This is a genomic window from Streptococcus sp. SS-4456, assembly GCF_036680365.1.
In the GTDB taxonomy this organism is placed as follows: domain Bacteria; phylum Bacillota; class Bacilli; order Lactobacillales; family Streptococcaceae; genus Streptococcus.
On the sequence record NZ_JAVIHI010000036.1, the window covers coordinates 1 to 20,347 of the forward strand.

The 20,347-nt window shown below is 44.7% G+C and carries 23 protein-coding genes; 9 read left to right on the forward strand and 14 right to left on the reverse strand.

What is annotated here, in order from left to right; translation table 11 throughout:
- Positions 1-66: 66 nt before the first annotated feature.
- Positions 67-405, reverse strand: a complete 339-nt coding sequence (locus tag RFK25_RS09110) for a hypothetical protein (RefSeq protein ID WP_332413091.1) — start codon at positions 403-405, stop codon at positions 67-69.
- Between the two features lie 258 nt (positions 406-663).
- On the opposite strand from RFK25_RS09110, the gene RFK25_RS09115 reads away from it, so the two are divergent.
- Positions 664-963 (forward strand): YbaB/EbfC family nucleoid-associated protein, encoded by a 300-nt coding sequence (locus tag RFK25_RS09115; protein ID WP_332413093.1) that lies wholly within the window; start codon positions 664-666, stop codon positions 961-963.
- A 43-nt stretch (positions 964-1,006) separates the two neighbouring features.
- Here the strand turns inward: RFK25_RS09115 and RFK25_RS09120 are convergent, their stop codons facing one another.
- Complete coding sequence (locus tag RFK25_RS09120; RefSeq protein ID WP_332413094.1) at positions 1,007-2,767, reverse strand: glycerophosphodiester phosphodiesterase; 1,761 nt, start codon at positions 2,765-2,767, stop codon at positions 1,007-1,009.
- A gap of 78 nt (positions 2,768-2,845) precedes the next feature.
- On the opposite strand from RFK25_RS09120, the gene RFK25_RS09125 reads away from it, so the two are divergent.
- Positions 2,846-3,394: a GNAT family N-acetyltransferase gene (locus RFK25_RS09125; RefSeq protein ID WP_332413096.1), complete on the forward strand. Its 549-nt coding sequence runs from the start codon at positions 2,846-2,848 to the stop codon at positions 3,392-3,394.
- A gap of 192 nt (positions 3,395-3,586) precedes the next feature.
- Here the strand turns inward: RFK25_RS09125 and RFK25_RS09130 are convergent, their stop codons facing one another.
- On the reverse strand, positions 3,587-4,081 hold the full coding sequence (locus RFK25_RS09130) for a DUF536 domain-containing protein (protein ID WP_105109896.1): 495 nt from the start codon (positions 4,079-4,081) through the stop codon (positions 3,587-3,589).
- Between the two features lie 169 nt (positions 4,082-4,250).
- Positions 4,251-4,454, reverse strand: coding sequence for a cold shock domain-containing protein (locus RFK25_RS09135; protein WP_172084791.1), 204 nt, complete (start codon positions 4,452-4,454; stop codon positions 4,251-4,253).
- A gap of 170 nt (positions 4,455-4,624) precedes the next feature.
- On the opposite strand from RFK25_RS09135, the gene RFK25_RS09140 reads away from it, so the two are divergent.
- The 5 genes from RFK25_RS09140 (at position 4,625) to ald (ending at position 10,244) form a co-directional block, all read left to right on the forward strand.
- Positions 4,625-5,800 (forward strand): NAD(P)/FAD-dependent oxidoreductase, encoded by a 1,176-nt coding sequence (locus tag RFK25_RS09140; RefSeq protein ID WP_332413098.1) that lies wholly within the window; start codon positions 4,625-4,627, stop codon positions 5,798-5,800.
- A gap of 137 nt (positions 5,801-5,937) precedes the next feature.
- A complete protein-coding gene (locus tag RFK25_RS09145; RefSeq protein WP_332413099.1) occupies positions 5,938-6,630 on the forward strand; it encodes a GNAT family N-acetyltransferase in 693 nt (230 codons plus the stop codon).
- Between the two features lie 82 nt (positions 6,631-6,712).
- A complete protein-coding gene (locus RFK25_RS09150; RefSeq protein WP_332413100.1) occupies positions 6,713-7,411 on the forward strand; it encodes an ABC transporter ATP-binding protein in 699 nt (232 codons plus the stop codon).
- A gap of 9 nt (positions 7,412-7,420) precedes the next feature.
- Positions 7,421-9,046 (forward strand): hypothetical protein, encoded by a 1,626-nt coding sequence (locus tag RFK25_RS09155; RefSeq protein ID WP_332413101.1) that lies wholly within the window; start codon positions 7,421-7,423, stop codon positions 9,044-9,046.
- A 100-nt stretch (positions 9,047-9,146) separates the two neighbouring features.
- On the forward strand, positions 9,147-10,244 hold the full coding sequence (gene ald, locus RFK25_RS09160) for an alanine dehydrogenase (RefSeq protein ID WP_332413102.1): 1,098 nt from the start codon (positions 9,147-9,149) through the stop codon (positions 10,242-10,244).
- A 223-nt stretch (positions 10,245-10,467) separates the two neighbouring features.
- Here ald and RFK25_RS09165 read toward each other — a convergent pair whose 3' ends face one another.
- From RFK25_RS09165 to tsaB, 6 genes are all read right to left on the reverse strand, one after another.
- Complete coding sequence (locus RFK25_RS09165) at positions 10,468-11,490, reverse strand: YeiH family protein (RefSeq protein WP_332413103.1); 1,023 nt, start codon at positions 11,488-11,490, stop codon at positions 10,468-10,470.
- Between the two features lie 9 nt (positions 11,491-11,499).
- Positions 11,500-11,823: an AzlD domain-containing protein gene (locus RFK25_RS09170; RefSeq protein WP_332413105.1), complete on the reverse strand. Its 324-nt coding sequence runs from the start codon at positions 11,821-11,823 to the stop codon at positions 11,500-11,502.
- On the reverse strand, positions 11,810-12,511 hold the full coding sequence (locus RFK25_RS09175; RefSeq protein ID WP_332413107.1) for an AzlC family ABC transporter permease: 702 nt from the start codon (positions 12,509-12,511) through the stop codon (positions 11,810-11,812). The genes RFK25_RS09170 and RFK25_RS09175 overlap by 14 nt, the downstream gene beginning before the upstream one ends.
- 94 nt (positions 12,512-12,605) lie before the next feature.
- Positions 12,606-13,613, reverse strand: coding sequence for a tRNA (adenosine(37)-N6)-threonylcarbamoyltransferase complex transferase subunit TsaD (tsaD, locus tag RFK25_RS09180; RefSeq protein WP_332413109.1), 1,008 nt, complete (start codon positions 13,611-13,613; stop codon positions 12,606-12,608).
- On the reverse strand, positions 13,603-14,043 hold the full coding sequence (gene rimI / locus RFK25_RS09185) for a ribosomal protein S18-alanine N-acetyltransferase (RefSeq protein WP_332413110.1): 441 nt from the start codon (positions 14,041-14,043) through the stop codon (positions 13,603-13,605). Before rimI ends, tsaD begins: the two co-directional genes overlap by 11 nt.
- Positions 14,040-14,723, reverse strand: a complete 684-nt coding sequence (gene tsaB, locus RFK25_RS09190; protein ID WP_332413111.1) for a tRNA (adenosine(37)-N6)-threonylcarbamoyltransferase complex dimerization subunit type 1 TsaB — start codon at positions 14,721-14,723, stop codon at positions 14,040-14,042. Before tsaB ends, rimI begins: the two co-directional genes overlap by 4 nt.
- 447 nt (positions 14,724-15,170) lie before the next feature.
- Between tsaB and RFK25_RS09195 the strand changes: the two genes are divergently transcribed.
- Complete coding sequence (locus tag RFK25_RS09195) at positions 15,171-15,401, forward strand: DNA-dependent RNA polymerase subunit epsilon (protein ID WP_044753363.1); 231 nt, start codon at positions 15,171-15,173, stop codon at positions 15,399-15,401.
- Between the two features lie 3 nt (positions 15,402-15,404).
- Positions 15,405-17,084 (forward strand): ribonuclease J1, encoded by a 1,680-nt coding sequence (gene rnjA, locus RFK25_RS09200; RefSeq protein ID WP_256778640.1) that lies wholly within the window; start codon positions 15,405-15,407, stop codon positions 17,082-17,084.
- A 53-nt stretch (positions 17,085-17,137) separates the two neighbouring features.
- On the opposite strand, the gene RFK25_RS09205 is transcribed toward rnjA, so the two are convergent.
- The 4 genes from RFK25_RS09205 to RFK25_RS09220 all read right to left on the reverse strand — a co-directional run bounded on the left by RFK25_RS09205 (position 17,138) and on the right by RFK25_RS09220 (position 19,999).
- Positions 17,138-17,536, reverse strand: coding sequence for a GNAT family N-acetyltransferase (locus RFK25_RS09205; protein WP_332413112.1), 399 nt, complete (start codon positions 17,534-17,536; stop codon positions 17,138-17,140).
- Positions 17,537-17,662: 126 nt separating this feature from the next.
- Positions 17,663-19,009 carry a type I glutamate--ammonia ligase gene (glnA, locus tag RFK25_RS09210; protein ID WP_332413114.1) on the reverse strand — a complete coding sequence of 449 codons (1,347 nt, stop codon included), beginning with the start codon at positions 19,007-19,009 and terminating at the stop codon, positions 17,663-17,665.
- Between the two features lie 27 nt (positions 19,010-19,036).
- The gene (locus tag RFK25_RS09215) at positions 19,037-19,408 is read right to left on the reverse strand and encodes a MerR family transcriptional regulator (protein ID WP_105117596.1); all 372 of its coding nucleotides are present in this window, start codon (positions 19,406-19,408) and stop codon (positions 19,037-19,039) included.
- Positions 19,409-19,477: 69 nt separating this feature from the next.
- Positions 19,478-19,999 (reverse strand): FUSC family protein, encoded by a 522-nt coding sequence (locus tag RFK25_RS09220; RefSeq protein WP_332413116.1) that lies wholly within the window; start codon positions 19,997-19,999, stop codon positions 19,478-19,480.
- Positions 20,000-20,347 lie beyond the last annotated feature (348 nt).

Genomic DNA, 20,347 nt, shown 5'->3' on the forward strand with positions numbered 1-20,347 from the left:
AAGAAAAACTAAAAGGACTTAGTCCTGTTCAGTACAGAACTAAATCCTTTCAATAATATTTTTTGTCTAACTTTTTGGGGTCAGTACAAAGAAAGTCGTCTTTTTTGATATTATCGAAACACTACATATTGTGGTTGGTGTAAACTGGTATATAGTTCCCATATTATAAACATAAAAGATTGATGATAACATGCATCTCTTATAATTACTTTTGCTAGTCTTCCAACAATTTTCTAAGTCAATCGCTCGAGTACGATCTCCCCTTATAGTTATCCTGCCTTCATCAAACTGCACCTCATCCCAGTAAATTTTTCCATTCTTTGCTTTATAGTATTCAAACCGAATGGTGTCGCATAACGTAATTTCACTATCAACAATAAAATCAATGGTAATTTCATACTTCATTATATTACCTCCTAATCGCTACCTACACGACTTCAAACAATTAAAGTAAACTTGAGGAATTTAACAACAGTTCCTACCGCTATTATCTCACATTTTATACAGAAATAAAAGATATATTTTAGGAAAACTTGGTTGTCTGATCAAAAATATGATGTTTATTTCTTTATCAAATAATCTATCACCACACGCTGACCTTCCCAAATTTCCTTTTTTAGTGTTATAATAAATCCGTAAGATTTTTTAAGGAGAATATCTATTATGATGAACATGCAACAAATGATGAAACAGGCTCAGAAGCTTCAAAAGCAAATGGAGCAGAGCCAGGCTGAATTGGCAGCTACTCAATTTACTGGTAGCTCTGTGCAGGACTTGGTCACTGCTACTTTTACTGGCGATAAAAAGTTGGTTTCTATCGACTTCAAGCCTGAGGTGGTGGATGCTGACGACCTTGAAACCTTACAGGACATGACTGTCCAAGCAGTCAATGATGCTCTTTCAAAAATTGACGATGCCACTAAGAAAAAATTGGGTGCCTTTGCTGGTAAATTACCATTTTAAGACAGAAAAAGACGCGATTGGGCTAGGCCCTCGCGTTTTTTGCTTATTCAAAATGATAGAGTAGGGATTGAAATTGTAGGAAAAAGAGGTCAGCATATCTGCGGTGAACCTTAACATCTTCCAGCAAGGCTTTCAATTCCGTCATATTGTCCGTTATGATACCATCCACCTGCAACATGACCATCTTTGTCATAGTTTCCTCATCATTGGCTGTCCAAGCATAAACAGATTTTCCCTTAATCCATGACTTTAAGATAAAGTTTTGATCCAAGGATGTATATTCCATGGTGTAGCCATCTGCTACTGTCGTGGGATAAATGGAGTTGAAAGGGAGGATGAAGAATGATACCAGCTTTTTACTGTACTCTTTGACTTCTATAATCGTTTTGTAATCCAGAGATTGAATTTGATGCCCCTTGGCTAACAAACGTTGTCCGTATTTTTTCAGGAAGTTCTTGGTCAAGTCTGGGGAATCCTGCTTGGTCACTTTGATTTCCACCAATAATTTTTGCCCTAAGGCATCCGCCCTATCAAGATAAGTATCAAAAGAAGGGACTGGATCTGTCATGCCATTTTCGGATGCAGTCATGGTGGTCATCTCTGCTAGGCTATAATCATGTGTACCTCCGGGATTTCCCGTCAAAGCCATCAAGTCTGTATCGTGCATGACCACAAACTGACCGTCCTTGGTTTCCTGAATGTCCATCTCAATGTAGTCCGGCTGGAGCTGAGAGGTTGCTTCCAGAGCCTCAATCGAGTTCTGCACGGCATTTCCAGCGTCCACCCCTCGATGGGAAATGGTCAGCGGTAGGCTATCAAAGGGATAGTGAAGGGCCAGACTACCCTGAATACCAAAAACCAGACTAGACACTGCCAAGATGGTCAGTCGGAGGCGGTGACGGAGCCGTTTCCGTCGGTAAGAAGGCAGTTTCTTTCCCGTCACATAGCTGATAAAGCCAATCATGAAGAGGGAAACCACACCGTAGTAGAGCAATTTGAGGAGAATATAGCAAAAGACGGCTAGGAGAAATGACAGCTGAGGAGCTATTTTTTCGACTACTAATTGCAGTTCGTAAAGCAAGGTACCGCCGATTGAGAACAGAAAGACCGGAAGGGTCACCAACCAGAATAATTTACCCATGGAACGGACCTGCTGCCAACCCCTTGTCCTCTCCCATGAATAAGCGATGGACTCTTTGACGCTCCTGTGTTCAAAATAAATCTTGGGCAGGGCGTACATGAAGCGAGCCGCCAACCAAAAGAAGAGTATAAAAGAGAGGAAAATCAAGACTGCCAGCCACAAAGTATTGGAAAAATGGTCAATCAAGAACTGGGGAACCACAATCTTATTGAAATAGTAGATATTTAAAATCCGTCGAAGAAAGGGCAGGAGAATGACCGAATAAAAGAGGAGAAAAAGCACCTTGGGCACACTGCTATATCTGATAATATCCAGCATACTGTCCCTCATATCTCTCACATAATCCGGGAAATGCTTAACCCTCTGGTCTAGGAGCTGGCCTACTCCGGAAAATAGCAGAGCAAGTTCCAAGTAGGCAATGGCTAGATTGACGAGGAATAAAAGGATAAAGAGACCTGTCACCAAGATATTTTCAGAGAGAACGGAGAAAAAATTTGTTGGAGACAGATAGGCATGCCCCGTCATGGCCAACAATCCTTCGGAAACCCAGGAATTTAGCGGTATCCAGACAAACTCCATCACGGAAAAGAGGGTACAAAAGAGCAGTAAAATCTTATCTAAATTGTAATACACTTTCTGGAATGTTCGTCGTATCTTTTTCATATACCTAGTTTCCCATATTCCACAAGGAATTGCAAGGGTGTCGTAAATATGTTATACTAGGAAAAAAAGGGGGGTCTCATGATTACGATTGCACCTATGAATGAAAGTTATTTACATAGACTTTGGGAGATTGGTTACCGTCAAGCTGCACCCCGCTGGAAAGAATTTGCGGCACCCTATTTTGATGACTACCAGGCCTGCGCTACTTTTGAAGACTTTCAAGCACTGGAACTCTACCAGTGGTTACAAAAAGATTGCGTCAGGGCCATCCTAGTGGACCAGCAACCTATCGGCTTTGTTTCATATTACTGGGAATGCAAACCGACACGCTGGTTAGAAATCGGAATAGAAATCCATGATGATAAGGTCTGGGGTAAAGGATATGGTACCGCAGCCCTTGAACTCTGGATTGATAGCGTTTTCCAGCAATTTGCAGAATTAGAACACATCGGATTAACCACCTGGTCTGGTAACAAGGGCATGATGCGGACTGCTGAAAAATTAGGCATGACTAGGGAAGCCCAAATCCGAAAAGTCCGCTACTGGCAAGGCCAGTATCACGATTCAGTCAAATATGGAATTCTGAGAGAAGAATGGTTAGAGAATAATAAAAAATCAAGTTCCTAAGAGCTTGATTTTTTACTGGCTTAGTTGGTTTTTCGTTTCTTGGCTCGGGCTGAAACAGTCTATCCCCAGACTGTTTCACTCCCCCAGACCTTTATTCGCTTTCTTGTTTTCAAGCTCATGATTCAAGGTCCCCCGGACCTTTATTCGCTTTCTTGTTTTCAGGCTCATGATAAAAAGGTCCACTGGACCTTTTTATTTACCAAACAATCGTGCAAAGAAGCCTTTGGTTTGGACGCCTTCTGCCTGAGCCTTGACTTCTTCCAGCTCTAGCTTGAGGACATCCTTGTCCGCCATTGCTTTAAGGGTCAATTGTTGCTGTTGGTCAATCTGCTTGTCTTTCTCAGCAATTTGCACATCTTTGACCTTGAGTTGTTCATCTTTTTCTGCAAGTTGCTTATCCTTGGCTTTTAATTGACTATATAAACGGATAATCTCCGCATTTTTTTCGTCTACTAAAATTTCCATCATCTCACGGTGCTTGACTTCGTCGCTAATCGGCTCATCTTCAAAAATCGTTGTTTTATAGATTTTTTCTAGCTCAATCAAGCCCGAACGATTTACAACAGTTACGCCCTTATCATTTTTATCTACAAATTCTTCTGGAAGGGCTTTGACTCGGTTATTCATGGCCTGACGGCTCACACCCAAAATCTCAGCTAATTCGCTGACTGTTTTTTCGATTCCCATACAATCCTCTATCATTTGTTTTATTTCATAATAATGTCTATCAGTAAAATAGTACCATAAGACCTAAAAACTGTCAAATCAGGGGAGTTAGAAGTCTTGCTACATCTAGCTTTGGAAACATTTTCCAGCAAAAAAAAGACATCCTGAGAATGTCTTTCTACATACTATATTATGCTTGTTTTACGATGTTACTTGCTTGAGGGCCACGTTGACCTTCTGTCACATCAAAAGTCACTTTTTGACCTTCATCCAATGATTTGAAACCATTGGTTTGGATTTCTGAAAAATGTGCAAATACATCTGGTCCATTTTCCTGAGCGATGAAGCCGAAGCCCTTCTCAGCGTTGAACCATTTTACTGTTCCTTGTGCCATGTCACTACTTCCTTTCTCTAAATTTGTAAAACTAGAAAAGGTAAAGCAGGTGAAACACAAACAGAACTCAAAAACTAATTTACTTCCCTACTCTAACAGGAAAGGTGGGCAAAGTCAAGGCGGAGCCCTCATTTTGAAAAAGTTTCCTGAATTTGTGATAAAATAAGGACATGAATACAGTAGATACCATTATTATCGGAGCGGGGCCTGCTGGCATGATGGCCGCTATTTCTTCTAGTTTTTATGGCAAGAAGACCCTGCTCCTTGAAAAAAACAAGCGTTTGGGCAAGAAACTGTCTGGCACAGGTGGCGGACGCTGCAATGTGACCAACAACGGCACACTGGAAGACCTGCTGGCTGGCATTCCTGGCAACGGCCGGTTTCTATACAGCGTCTTTTCCCAGTTTGACAACCACGACATCATGAATTTCTTTCAGGAAAATGGGGTCAAGCTCAAGGTGGAGGACCACGGCCGTGTCTTTCCGACTACCGACCGCTCCCAGACCATTATCAAGTGCCTGGAGATGAAGATGCTGGAAAATGGCGTGGACATCCGTACAGGGACTGAGGTGGTTTCCGTCCGCAAGATAGACGACCTTTTCCATGTCAAGACCAGCGAGGAAGTCTTTACAGCTCCCCAGCTCATTGTCACCACCGGCGGCAAGACCTATCCTTCCACTGGCTCAACCGGCTTTGGTCACGACATTGCCCGCCACTTCAAGCTGGAAGTCACGGAGATTGAAGCCGCAGAAAGCCCTGTCCTGACCGACTTCCCCCATAAGAAGCTCCAAGGCATTTCCTTGGACGACGTCACCCTGACCTACGGCAAGCACGTCATCACCCACGACCTGCTCTTTACCCACTTTGGCCTGTCGGGACCCGCTGCTCTTCGTCTGTCTAGTTTTGTCAAAGGCGGCGAAACCGCATTTCTCGATGTATTGCCGACCCATTCTGACCAAGATCTGTTTGAGCATTTAGAAAAGAACAGGGAAAAATCCGTCAAGAATGCCCTGTCTGAACTCATGCCAGACCGCCTAGCCGACTTTTTCGCAGAGAACTATGACTGCAAGGTCAAGCAAGTTTCTCAAAAGGACCTGACCAATCTGGTTACCCTCCTCAAAGCCATGCCGATTAAGATTACGGGCAAGATGTCCCTGGCCAAGTCCTTTGTGACCAAGGGAGGGGTTGACCTCAAGGAAATCAACCCCAAAACCTTGGAAAGTAAGAAAATTCCTGGCCTCCACTTTGCGGGTGAAGTCTTGGACATCAACGCCCATACAGGCGGTTTTAACATCACCTACTGTCTTGCGACTGGCTGGGTGGCAGGGAGTTCCTACTCTTCGTAAATCAAACTCAGACGTTGTTGACTTGATTTGATGAACTTCAGTTCTATCTACATCTTCGTCGCCTAGTCTGAGTTCGATTTTCTTTGAGTAGTGCACTTTTATAAATTGCTCTTCAAGCTCAACCTAAAGGAGAAACCATGCCTATCAATTCATTCGGCCAAGAAATTGGTATGCCCTTGCCCTATCATACTAGCGGTGAGCAACCAAGTCTGGAAACCATACAAGGACACACAGTCCGCTTAGAAAAACTGAGCCTGCACCATGCAGATGATCTCTATCAGTTTTATGGACCAAGTGCTAAAAAAGCTGACTGGACCTACTTAGCCCTTGAACCCTTTGAGAACAGAGCGACATTTCAGGACTATTTCCAGACTCTTTTGGACTCGACCGACCCCTATTATTTTGCCATCATTGACCAAGCAAGCAATCAGGCAGTCGGAACCTTTGCACTCATGCGAATAGATACCAACCATCGTAGCATTGAAGTGGGCTGGGTCATCTTTTCTCCGCAACTGCAACGGACCCGACAGGCGACAGAAGCTCACTATCTTCTCATGAACTATGTATTTGAAGAACTGAGCTATCGACGTTATGAATGGAAATGCGACTCGCTCAACCAAGCCAGTCAAACTGCTGCCAAACGCCTTGGTTTTACTTACGAAGGCACCTTCCGTCAGGCTCTAGTCTATAAGGAACGCAATCGGGATACCGCCTGGTTTTCTCTATTAGACCACGAATGGCCCGACCGCAAGCATGCCCTTGAAAACTGGCTAAAGGATAGTAACTTCGATGGCCAAGGCCAACAAAAACAATCCCTATCCTCTTTCTAAATTCAAGCAAAAATCTGCTTGAATTTTTTTGTTTTTTACTGTATGATAAAGCCATAACAATATAACAAAAAGGAGATTGGCTATGCAACTGAAATTATCTTCTGTTTCCAAGAAATTCGACCATAAAATCATTTTGGAAGATACTTCCTTTACCTTCGAACAAGGCAAGATTTACGGTTTGCTTGGGCGAAATGGGGCTGGTAAGACGACCTTGTTCAACTGCATTGCCCGTAATCTGACCTTGGATGGTGGCTCGATTCAGTTTGTGAAGGGTGAAAATGCCTTTGACTACGACAACACGGACATCGGATTTACCCAAACCTACCCACAACTGCCTGCCTTTATGACGGCCTATGAGTTTGTCCGTTTCTATATGGATATCCACAAGGATAAACTCAAATCTCCTCGCAGTCCAGAAGAATGGCTGAACTTGGTCGGTATCGGAGAAGAAGATCAACATCGTCTGCTCAAGGATTTTTCCCACGGTATGCAGAATAAGGTCCAGTTACTCCTGTCTTTGATTGTCCAGCCACCTATCCTTCTCTTGGATGAGCCACTGACTTCCTTTGACCCAGTGGCTGCCCACGAGTTCAAACAGCTGATTCGGGAGGCTAAGAAGGATTCCGTTATCATCTTTTCCACCCATATTCTACAACTGGCTCAGGATCTCTGTGACGAAATTGTTTTACTACATCACCAAGAACTACAGGCTGTTCCGAGTGACAAGCTCCACGACCCTGACTTTGAACAGGAAGTGGTTGCCCTCTTGACAGCAGACTAGGAGGGGCTTATGAAAACCATTCTACGTTATTTTTGGTATCAGGAAAAGTACAACCTCTATCGGACCGTCAACGGATTTTTCTACTACCTGCGAAAACTACCACTTGTGGGCAAGAAGATTCCAGAGAATATTTTCAAGTCTTACAGTTTTAAGTCTGGTCTCTTTTTATTCCTGCACATTCTGTCTATTCCCAGTCGCTTTCTTGTCAAGGGAATTTGGTTAGCCATCTATTCTTGCATTGCTGCCTTCTGGATTAAACTCCTATCCAACAATCAGCTGGACTTTTGGCAAATCCCGTCAGATACTTGGCTTCTAGGCTTTTCCATGTGGATGGTCTTTGTTGGCTACACCTATCGGTTTGGCAAGGGATTTGAGCCTTTTATCGCCAAGTCCGAGCGGGAATTCATGCAAAATTTTGGACTTTCCCAGTCTAGTTTTCTCCAGAGTCAACTATTTGTAGAACCCATTATCACCAGTCTGTCCTACCTGCCTGCCCTGCTGATTTTTTCTAGCCTATCAGGAAATTGGCTCTATTTTCCTCTAGGATTACTGACCATTCCATCAGGAAGTTTTACCGGACAGGCTCTCAATCGAGCACTATTCAGCAGAGGTATTTTGGCACGTCGAAATTCTTGGCAATCTTGGGTCATCTTGGGTACTGGTCTAGTAGCAGTTGCCTGCCTTATCCTTTTCCGCAATCATCTGTCGCCCATCTTTTTACTGCCTGTCCTTGCCTGTCAGGTCTTGCTCATTTGGTTTGGCTATGGTTATTTGAAGCAACAGACCAATCATCTGGACTATCTCTATTATTGCATGGACCAGTCCTTGCAGATGGATAAGAAGATTTTTGAGATGACCAAAGGGAACGAGTACACCCGACAAGGGTTGCAGATGCAGGCTAAGCTCAGCATAGAAAAAGGGAAAGACCTGTCCCATCTGTCAGGCATGACCTACTTAAACGCTCTGCTATTTGACCGCTATCGTTCTGTCCTTACGAAAAAACTGCATTTTCGCTTGGGTTGTCTTTTGGCTATTGTCCTTTTTATTGAAGGAATTCGTTGGTTTTCAAAAGATGACATTCAGATAAGCAACACCAACTATATAGAGGGACTGACTTTTGCTTTCATGGTCATGTATGCCGCCTCCATAGGAAAAGCTGTCGCACAGATGGTCTTTGTTAATTGCGATATTTCCATGCTCCACTATCCATTTTACCGCGAAGCAAAAACCATTATTGCAGGCTTCCATTATCGTTTTCTGCAAACTGTAAAATTAAATGCTGCCTTCTCAGGATCTCTATTATTGGCCCTCATCATCTTTACTAGAGCGCAGCTACCTATTGAAACCTATCTCCTGACTGCTCTGCTCCTGCTGAGTCTAACAGCCCTATTTTCCTTCCACGATCTCTTTATCTACTATATTCTCCAACCCTTTACCAAGGACATGGAGGTTGTCAACCCAGTCTATAAATTTCTCAGTGGCGTTCTCTACTGGGTAGCCTATCTCAATATCAAGCTGGATTTAGGCAGTCACTTGTACATCCTACTCATTTCCATAGCTATGATGACCTATGTCAGCATCGGCTACTGGATTTTACTGAAAAAAGCTCCGCAGACCTTTAGATTGAAGGGATAACTAGAACTATTTTTATGGAGTATCTAGGTTCAGTCTTTCCAAGGAAACGCTTTTATGTTAAACTGTAAGAATACTACATGTATAAAGGAGAAAATTTGTTATGATTATTGGTGTTCCTAAAGAGATTAAAAACAATGAAAATCGTGTCGGAATCACACCAGCAGGTGTCCTTAGCTTTACACAAGCAGGTCACGAAGTTTGGGTGGAAAAAGGAGCTGGTCTCGGCTCTGGCTATAATGATGCAGAATATGAAGCACAAGGAGCCATTCTCAAAAATACTGCCGAAGAAACCTGGGCAGCCGACATGGTGCTCAAGGTTAAAGAACCACTAGAAAGTGAATACACATTCTTTCGTCCAGGCCTGTTACTCTTTACCTACCTCCACCTGGCTCCTGCACCAGAATTAACTCAAGCTTTGATAGACGGTGATGTGATTGCCATCGGCTACGAAACAGTTGTTGACCATGGGACACTTCCTCTTCTAAATCCTATGAGCGAGGTTGCTGGTCGCATGGCCACACAATTAGGCGCCCAATTCCTTACCAAGATTGAAGGTGGTTCGGGTATTCTACTAGGTGGTGTTCCTGGTGTCAAAAAAGGTCATGTGGTTATCATCGGTGGCGGAAATGTCGGTGTCAATGCTGCGCAAATGGCTGTCGGTCTAGGCGCAAAAGTGACGATTTTGGATATCAATCCAAAACGCCTGGCTGAACTAGACGCCCAATTCGATGGCAAGGTTCAAACTCTCATGTCCAATGCACTCAATATTACTGAAAGTGTACAAGATGCCGATCTATTGATTGGGGCAGTTCTTATCCCTGGGGCACGCGCACCAAAATTAGTGACCAAGGAAATGGTTGCGAATATGAAGCCTGGCTCTGTCATCATCGATGTCGCCGTAGACCAAGGTGGTATCATCAAAACAGCCGACCGTGTCACCACACATGACAATCCAACCTACCTAGTAGACGGAGTTGTTCACTATGCTGTTGCCAACATGCCTGGTGCTGTTGCTCGTACATCCACTCAGGCACTCACAAATGCCACCCTTCCTTACGCTCTCGAATTAGCCAATAAGGGAGCAGAGCAAGCTATCGCTGACAGCACAGCCCTACGAACAGGTCTAAACATCTATCGTGGCAAAGTAACCAACCAAGCCGTTGCTACCTCACTTGGACTTGCCTATTCAGACATCTAAATCTAGCAATCATTACAAACGCAAATTCTTTTCCAGTTACTATAGTCAAATGAATTAGCTTTCAGACAAGGAACTGAGGGCAGGCAGTACTAGAGTACGGCAAACCGAAAGTGACGATGTATCAAAGTTAATTCAAATGACTATATTTATGCTTAACTCAAGTAATAAACCAGTCTATATAAACCAAAAAATCCTAGCTCCAAACTAGGATTTTTCTATTTTATTACCAAATTCCCAAAATTGCCTGCCAAACCAGTGTCAACACAGTCACTCCCAGCCAGCAAACTAGTCCGACAAAAAGAGCAGCTCTGCCATTTTTCACCAAAGAAAGGACATCTGTTCGCAAACCAATGGCTGCCATAGCCATGCAAATGAGAAACTTGGACAGAGTTTTGAGAGGAGAAAATAGGTCCGTTTCCAGTCCAAGATGACCTGCGATTGTAGTCACCAGACTGGCTAGGATAAAATAGAGGATAAAGGTCGGAAAACCTGCCAAGAGGGACTTCTTGTCTGCCTGAACTCCCTTTCCTCGAGTTTGCCAAATCGCCAAAACCGACGTAATGGGAATAATGGCCAGGGTCCGCGTCAGCTTGACGGTCACTGCCGTGTCCAAGGTCTGACTGCCCAGTCCGTAAAGACTGTCCCAAGTAGCTGCTGTTGCGGTGACCGACGAGGTGTCATTGACCGCCGTTCCGGCGAAGATCCCAAAGGCCTGACCCGAATCGGTCGAAAACCCAAGCCAAGTTGCCAAAGTTGGAAAAATCAAGGCCGCCAAGACATTAAAGAGAAAGATGACCGAGATAGCCTGTGCCACATCCTCATCATCCGCCTGAACAATGGGAGCTGTCGCCGCAATGGCAGAGCCTCCACAGATAGAGGTTCCTACGCCAATTAAGGTCGCCAGATGAGCTGAAATGGGCAAGATTTTCCACATCAGAACTGCCAAAAGCAAGGCAAAACTGATGGTTGACAGAATAATCGGTAGAGACTGACGACCGACTGCCAGGACCGCAGATAAGTTTAATCCAAATCCCAAACAAATCACCGCATACTGCAAAATCTTCTTAGAGGTAAAGGTCAAGCCTGGCTGAAACGCATGTTTCCTTGAAATGTAAGAGTGCAGGCACATCCCGATTAGAAGGGCAAAAACGGGCCCGCCAACCAGTGAAAACCAACTTCCTAAGCACTGGCTGATTGCAGCCAAGACGAGACAAAGTGCCACACCTCTGGCATTTTTCTTAACCATAAGTCCCTCCTAGAAAAGCAAGCGGAGAGCTGCAGTCGTCAGGACGCCGACTAGGACAGCCAAGAGGATATTTTTTGTCTTCAAAACCACAAAGAAGGTCGGAAGGAGGGCTAGGCTTTCGACAGGAAGCAAGCTAGGTAGCGAGCCGACTTCTTCGTCCATGATGCTAGAGAGGGTCAGGGCAAAGATAATGGTAATGGGAAGAAAGCTGAGGAACTTGACCATGCGGGGTGGCAGGGATTTGTTCTGCGTCAGGATAAAAGGCAGGACGCGTGGCAGCCAGGTCAACAGGGCCGCCGCCAGAATAATCAGTAAAATACTAGTTTTTATCATCAACCATCACCCCCACAAAACAGCCCAAAAGCGTCGCCAGAAGCACCGCAACATAGGACGACACCAGTACAGACAAACCGACATAGGCCAGACCCACCGCCAGCAAAATCAAGCCGATTTTTTTCAAAGGAATGGTTCGAGCCATGGCCTCCAACTGACCTGAGAAAATGCCGACAAACATAGCCACTAGGGCAAAATCTAAACCAAACTGCTCTGGATTTGGAATCAGCCCACCAATCAGATTACCCAAAATGGTAAAGGTTACCCAAGAAGCGTAGCTCGCAAAGTTGTTGCCGTACATCCAGCTAGGGGCAATCTGCTTTTCCTCGATGTGTTTCCGCAAGAGAACCGCATAGGACTCATCCGTCACAAAAGAGCCAATCAAGATATTAGACCCCAGACTGTTGCCCTGAAAAATGGTTGTCGTGTGCAGGCACATGAGAAAATTCCGCAGATTGACAAAGAAAACGGTCACCGCAATGGACACCAAGGGCGCCCCTGCCAAAATCATGGCACACATGACAAATTGGGCACTACCTGCATAGACCAAAAGGCTCATCAGTCCCATTTCCACCGCAGAAATGCCGGAATTAACCGATACGACACCGCAGGCCAAACCGATACTGGCATAGCCCAGAGCTGTTGGGATAGCATCCCGCAAGCCCTCACGAAAATCCTCTTTTTTCATCTTCTCTCCTTTGAAAAGCAAGTTATATCATTCTAGTATAGAGGACAAGCCCCCCTCCGTCAATAGAAAAAGTCGCTTTCGCGACCCTTCCTTCTTACAAATTCTCAAAAGCCAGACTGGGCTTGGCATTGAGGTCCCAGCCAGCAAGGTTTTCCTTGTTGTACTCACTGACCGCTGCCAAGGCAATCATGCCAGCATTGTCACCGCAGAGTCGAAGCGGGGGAATGATGACCTCCACATCGATGATTTCAGTCGCCAACCGCTCTCGCAAGCCCTGATTGGCTGCCACGCCACCCGCTACCACCAAGGTCTTGACAGGGTATTGCTCCAAAGCCTTCTTGGTCTTGGCCATGAGAATGTCCATAACACAGGCTTGGAAGGAAGCTGACAGGTCTGCATTGGACAAGTTTTCCCCTTTTTGCTGGGCATTGTGGTAAAGGTTGATAAAGGCAGATTTGAGTCCAGAAAAAGAAAACTCCAGACTATCTTCCTTGATCATAGCCCGTGGGAAGTTATAAATGTCCTGCCCCTCATGTGCCAACTCATCAATCACCCGACCAGCTGGATAGGGCAGACCCATGACCCGCCCCACCTTATCATAGGCTTCACCGACCGCATCATCTCGCGTTTCACCGACAATCTTGTAGTCGCCTGCCTCTGACACATAGACCAATTCTGTGTGTCCACCGCTGACCAAGAGGGCCAAGAGCGGAAACTCCAATTCCTTGACCGCACGCGCCGCCATCAAATGCCCTGCCATGTGGTTGACAGGAATGAGCGGCAGACCGTTAGCCCAAGCCAAGGCCTTGGCAGCTGAAATCCCGACTAGCAAGGCACCGACCAAGCCAGGCCCATAGGTCACCGCCACAGACGTCAAGTCCTCTGCCGTCACCTCCGCCTCCAACAAAGCCTCCTCAATACAAGCCGTAATCACCTCCACATGGTGACGGCTGGCCACCTCGGGCACCACCCCACCAAAACGCTGGTGACTAGCAATCTGGCTGGCAATGACGTTGGATAAAAGCTCCGCGTCATTTCGCAAAACAGCCACCGAGGTCTCGTCACAGGAGGTCTCAATCGCCAAAATCAATCTATCTTTCATCACGTTCTCTCTTCATTAGCACCGCATCCTCGACAGGATTACGGTAGTAGTCTTTTCGTTTTCCTATTTTGGTAAAATGCTGGCGTGTATAGAGGGCCTGAGCTGCGCTATTGGACTCTCTCACTTCGAGGAAGATGTCACCATCCCAGTCCATCACAGCAGCCATCAGTTGACTGGCGATTCCCAGCCTCTGAAAATCAGTCTTGACAGCAATCTGCAAGATTTCCATCTCATCCAGCACCGTCTGAACAGCCAAAAATCCAACTAATTCCTGACCCTCATAAGCCAGATAATAGTCCTCATCCTGACTGGCCATGCTTGAAGTAATTTGCTCCAAGGTCCAAGGTGACTGCTCATAGACAGACTGCATAACTACCAAAACAGCCTCTACCAGATTTTCCTGACCGTCGTAGTGTTTAATCTCTATCATACACGCTTGATATAACTTTCTGAGCCAGCTTGATTATCTTTCAGCCAGTTTTCCTCTGCCTCTACCCGCTTGAGATAGTTGGGCTCAAAGCTGGTCACATCTACTGCTGGTAGGTCTTGACCAATTACTGCCAACTGATAGGCTGACGGCAGACTGGCTTGATACTGGGCAGTTGGCAAAGCTTGTTCGATTTGCTCCATAAAGTTTTCTACTTCACCAACAAAGGTGATGTTTTCCTTGCCAGATAGGCTAGAAAGCAAGTCTTCAAAAGACCAGTACTTGTCTGCCTCAACTGCTCTGCCATTTTCATACACACCTGCATAGACACAGTTACGGCGGGCATCAATGACGGGCACCACCAGACCCGTCAGGCTAGGTGGAACCAGGGACTGAAGACTGGATAGCCCCACCAAGTCGATCTTGAGAGTGTAGGCCAAGGTCTTAGCAGTCGCCACCGCCACCCGCAGACCCGTGTAGGAGCCAGGCCCCTGAGCGACCACAATCCGATTCAGGTCTTTGGGCGTCCAGCCCACCTGTGCCACCAAAAAATCGACCACAGGCATGAGGCTGATGCTATGATTTTTCTTAACGGCCAGCAGGGTTTCCGCCTGCAAACGACCGTCCTCCACCAAGGCAACCGACAGGGCTTGGTTGGAACTATCCAAAGCTAGTATTTTCATAAGTTTCTCTTTCTTTACAATGCTACTCCCTATTGTAAGCTATATTGAAGTTTTTTTCAAATAATGAAAAGACTGGGTTGTGATTTCTAGTAGGTTAATGGATCGAACCGATTTGTCATTCTAGTAAGTCACATCACTATCTGGCAGTTGACAGGCATTTTCTCGACACAATTGAACTCAGTCTTAGTAATCCTAATACACTCGGAATCCTAGCTCACTTCCCTGTTTTATCCCTCTCGGAAATGCAGAATTTCTGAAAATCATGACACTTTTCCATTTTCCTATCAAACCCTTTTACCATCAGCAAATTTTATGGTATAATGAAGAGTAACAATTAGACTGAATAAATTGACAACTCTAGAAAATTGAATAGATAATACCAAGCAGAATAGCTGTTTGGGGCTTTTTTCATAGTTGCCAGTCAAAAAGAAAGGAACTATACTACACATGATTTATAAAGTATTTTACCAAGAAACAAAAGTCAGCCCACGCCGTGAACAGACACAAGCCCTCTATGTCGAAGTTGACGCAACTTCTGAATTGGAAGGTCGCATCAAAGTCAAAGAATTGGTTGAAGCAAAATTCCCAGCCTACAACGTTGAATTCGTTGACCTACTCTCTGACAAACACCTCGAATACGAAAAAGAGCACGCAGATTTCAAACTTACGGAGTTCTAATTTATGTCATCAGTCAATCTAAAACCTCATGAAGTTGGCGTTTTCGCCATCGGTGGTTTGGGAGAAATCGGGAAAAACACCTACGGTATCGAGTATAAGGATGAAATTCTCATCGTCGATGCCGGTATCAAGTTCCCTGAAGATGACCTTTTGGGTATCGACTACGTTATCCCTGACTACTCCTATATCGTTGAAAACCTAGACCGTGTTAAAGGTCTGGTTATTACCCACGGTCACGAAGACCACATCGGTGGTATTCCCTTCTTGCTCAAGCAAGCCAATGTCCCAATCTATGCAGGTCCTTTGGCCCTCGCCCTTATCCGTGGCAAATTGGAAGAACACGGCCTCCTCCGTGATGCAACCTTGCATGAAATCAATCATAATACTGAGTTGACCTTCAAGCACCTCAAAGTCAGCTTCTTCCGCACCACCCACTCCATTCCAGAGCCACTCGGTATCGTCGTTGATACACCTCAAGGGAAAATCGTCTGTACCGGTGACTTCAAGTTCGACTTCACTCCTGTTGGTGAGCCAGCTGATTTACATCGCATGGCAGCCCTGGGTGAAGAAGGTGTTCTCTGCCTCCTTTCCGACTCGACAAATGCTGAAGTCCCAACCTTTACCAACTCGGAAAAAGTGGTCGGTCAGTCCATCATGAAGCTGATTGAAGGCATTCACGGACGCATCATCTTTGCTTCCTTTGCCTCCAACATCTTCCGTCTGCAACAGGCGGCTGACGCTGCAGTCAAGACAGGACGCAAAATTGCTGTCTTTGGACGTTCTATGGAGAAAGCCATCGTCAATGGTATCGAGCTCGGCTATATCAAAGTGCCAAAAGACACCTTTATCGAACCAAACGAGATCAAAGAATACCCTGCCAGCGAAATAATGATTCTCTGTACAGGTAGCCAAGGCGAGCCTATGGCTGCCCTCTCCCGCATTGCCCACGGTACTCACCGTCAGGTTCAACTTCAGCCGGGCGACACGGTTATTTTCTCGTCTAGTCCTATTCCGGGAAATACCACAGGTGTTAACAAGCTCATCAATATCTTGATTGAAGCCGGTGTCGATGTTATTCACGGAAAGATCAACAATATCCATACCTCTGGACACGGTGGCCAGCAAGAACAAAAACTCATGCTCCGCCTGATCAAGCCAAAATACTTCATGCCTGTCCATGGCGAATACCGCATGCAAAAAATCCATGCCAGTCTAGCAGTGGATACAGGTGTACCAAAAGACAACATCTTTATCATGGAAAACGGTGATGTCCTAGCCCTGACCAAGGATTCTGCACGATTGGCCGGCAAGTTCAACGCCCAAGACATCTACGTGGACGGAAACCGCATCGGTGAAATCGGAGCAGCTGTCCTTAAAGACCGCCGCGACCTCTCAGAAGACGGCGTTGTCCTTGCTGTCGCAACCGTTGACTTCAAGTCCAAGATGATTCTGGCAGGACCTGACATCCTCAGCCGAGGCTTCATCTACATGCGCGAATCTGGTGACTTGATCCGCGAAAGCCAACGCGTTCTCTTCAACGCTATCCGCATCGCTATGCGTAATAAAGATGCCAATATCCAGACGGTCAACGGCGCCATCGTCAATGCCCTACGACCATTCCTATACGAAAAAACAGAGCGTGAACCAATTATCATTCCAATGATTTTAACACCTGATCACTAAGAAAGAAGCCTCGGCAACTGCCGAGGCTTCACCTGTTTTCCAATAGGAATACCTTACAACCACTTGATAAAATGATATTTGGAAATTCCTTTTTTCGGCACATCTGTTAGATGAGCATAAATAGAATATCCAGCTTTCAGATAAAAATCCTTAGCCTGATAGGACTTAGTTGACAGTGTGATACTCTTTACTCCATTTTGTCTAGCTTCATTTTCCAAACGAATCAGCAAACGCCTCCCCAATCCTTGACCTTGCTTGTCTTTGACAACCACCAAAGCCTTTACATGAATCGTTTCCAAGGTCTGCTGGGCCTGCAAGACAGCTACTAATTGATCTGCTTCCTCTTCTACCAAAACAATTTCCTGCTGACTAGGAGCAAGGTCTTCCCCTTCTCCAAAAACCGCTCTATACTGTTCATCAAATACAGCTTTTACAAATTCATCCATCCACATCGCCTCCAATTTTTTTAATCTATATAAGGGTAGTCTTTTTCAAGCTCATGAAAAAATAGTCCAAGCGCCATTACTCGCTCTCGAATTTCTAAGCTCGTGAACAAAGGACCCGTCGGGGTCCTTTGTTTAATACATATCCAAATAGTTGTCGATTTCCCATTGGGAAACGTAGGTTGCGTAGCTTGCCCATTCGATTTTCTTAGCTTCTACAAAGTTAGTGTAGATGTGTTCGCCCAGGGCTGCACGAACGACTTCATCTTTACGAAGTGCCTTCAAAGCATTGTGAAGAGTTGAAGGAAGATCGGTGATACCAGCTTCGCGGCGTTCTTCGTCCGACATTGCATAGATGTTGGTTTCAACTGGCGCTGGTGCCTCAATCTTGTTCTCAATACCCTCTAGACCTACTTCTAAAAGTACAGCCATTGCTAAATATGGGTTAGCAGTTGGATCAACTGAGCGCAATTCCAAACGAGTTCCCATACCACGAGAAGCTGGAACTCGAACCAATGGAGAACGGTTTTTACCAGCCCAAGCGATGTAAACAGGAGCTTCAAAACCTGGAACCAAACGCTTGTAGGAGTTTACAGTTGGGTTTGTAATAGCAGTATAGTTGTAAGCATGCTTGATCAAACCACCCAAGAAGTGATAGGCTGTTTCTGACAATTGCATACCACGAGGATCTTCTGGGTCAAAGAAAGCATTGTTTCCATCCTTGTCAAAGAGTGACATATTACAGTGCATACCTGAACCAGCGATCCCATATTTTGGCTTAGCCATAAAGGTTGCATACATACCATGTTTACGGGCAATCGTTTTAACAACCAACTTGAAAAGCTGAATCTTATCACAGGCACTTAAAACATCGTCATATTTGAAGTCAATCTCATGCTGACCAACAGCACATTCATGGTGACTAGCTTCTACTTCAAAGCCCATTTGCGTAAGGACATTCACGATTTCACGACGTGTATTATCTGCTAAATCTGTTGGAGCAAGGTCAAAATAACCACCTTTGTCGTTCACTTCAAGCGTTGGATTTCCTTGCTCATCCATCTTGAAGAGGAAGAATTCTGGCTCTGGACCCAAATTGAATGAAGAAAATCCAAGTTCTTCCATGTGGCGAAGGGCTTTTTTCAAGTTACCACGAGGATCACCAGCAAATGGCTCACCTGAAGTTGAATAAACATCACAAATCAAACCCGCTACTGAACCATTTTCATCACCCCAAGGAAAGATTGTCCAAGTATTCAAGTCTGGGTAAAGATACATATCTGATTCATTGATACGTACAAATCCTTCGATTGATGAACCATCAAACATCACCTTATTTGATAAAACCTTATCCACCTGCTCATCAGTTGCTGGAATTTCTACGTTTTTCATTACTCCCATGATATCTGTAAACATCAGACGTAGGAAGGTAACGTTTTTCTCTTTGATATCGCGTTTAATGTCCGCTACTGTGACTGCCATTGTTTTCTCCTCTATTTTTAAAAGTATTTACGATGAACGGAAAATAGAACTAGGACTTGAAAAGCGTCCTTGACGACTGAATTCATCATGTAAGATACGGCGTACATCTTCATCGGTCAAGGTTTTCTGTTGTTTTTGGACCTTAGCTTTTGCTTCACGGTTTGCATATTCCTTCTTAATAGCCGCAATATTCAAACCCTCGTCCAAAAAATCCTTGATTTCAAGAAGCAAATCCATATCATTTAGAGAATACAAGCGACGATTGCCCTCATTACGATCAGGCTTTATCAATCCATGATCTTCATAGTAACGAATCTGACGAGCCGTTAGGTCTGTCAATTTCATAACACTGCCAATTGGAAAAATGGCCAAGGAACGACGGAACTCTTTTTCTCTCATAATGAACTCCTTTCTGCAGACTATTATAGGAGAATTTTGACCATGGGTCAAGTGATTATGTTATATCTTCTAACACCTTTTCTTTTGGAAACGTTTTTTTATCAAATTAACATCGTAATTTACCAAAATCGCTATAAAAACACCCACAAAGGTTTCAAAAACACGAACAAAGACATACTGAATGGTATCACCTGACGGGATTGACAAAGAAATAATCAGCAAGGCTGATACTGCGCCAATAATCCCAGCCTTGTTATTCATAGCCACATTGGTCATAATAGTCAGCATGACAAATATCGGGACAAAAACAGCCGTCACCCAGAACTGATCAGAAAACAACCTATCTAGCAAAAAGAATATCATGGCATAAAAACCGCCAATAGTATTTCCTAACACACGAGAAGTCCCAAAATGAACACTCTGGTCAAAGTCCTCACGCAAACTAAAGACCGTTGTCAAGGCTGCAATCTGAATACCTTCCCAACCCAGATAACCAAAAAGCAAAATAACCAAAAAAACCGCTAGACCAGATTTAAAGGTCCGCATTCCTAATCGAAATTTTTTGGGATCAAACTTATATTTTTCAAACATATCTCTATTCTAACATGATTTTATGGAAAATGGGGTCATTATCCCAAGAAAGGCAGAAAAGAGTTGGTCTCCCAACTCTTTTCTCTCAAATGTTTACTTTTCAGTCAAGGCTGCACCTAGCCAGTCTTTCTAGGTCACACTTCCCAGAAAGACTAGGCCTGGCACTAGGCACTCCGTGCTGTCGCAAGTCCTGGAAGAGCCTTACACCTTGCTAGACTTTCTAACTCGCTTAGCTTTGTAGAAACTCTACGCGATGCACAAAAACATACTAAGATTAGTAGTGAAGAAATCTCCGACGGGAGAGAGTACTCACTACTTTTTTCATTCTCAAGATGATAAAGTAGAGGT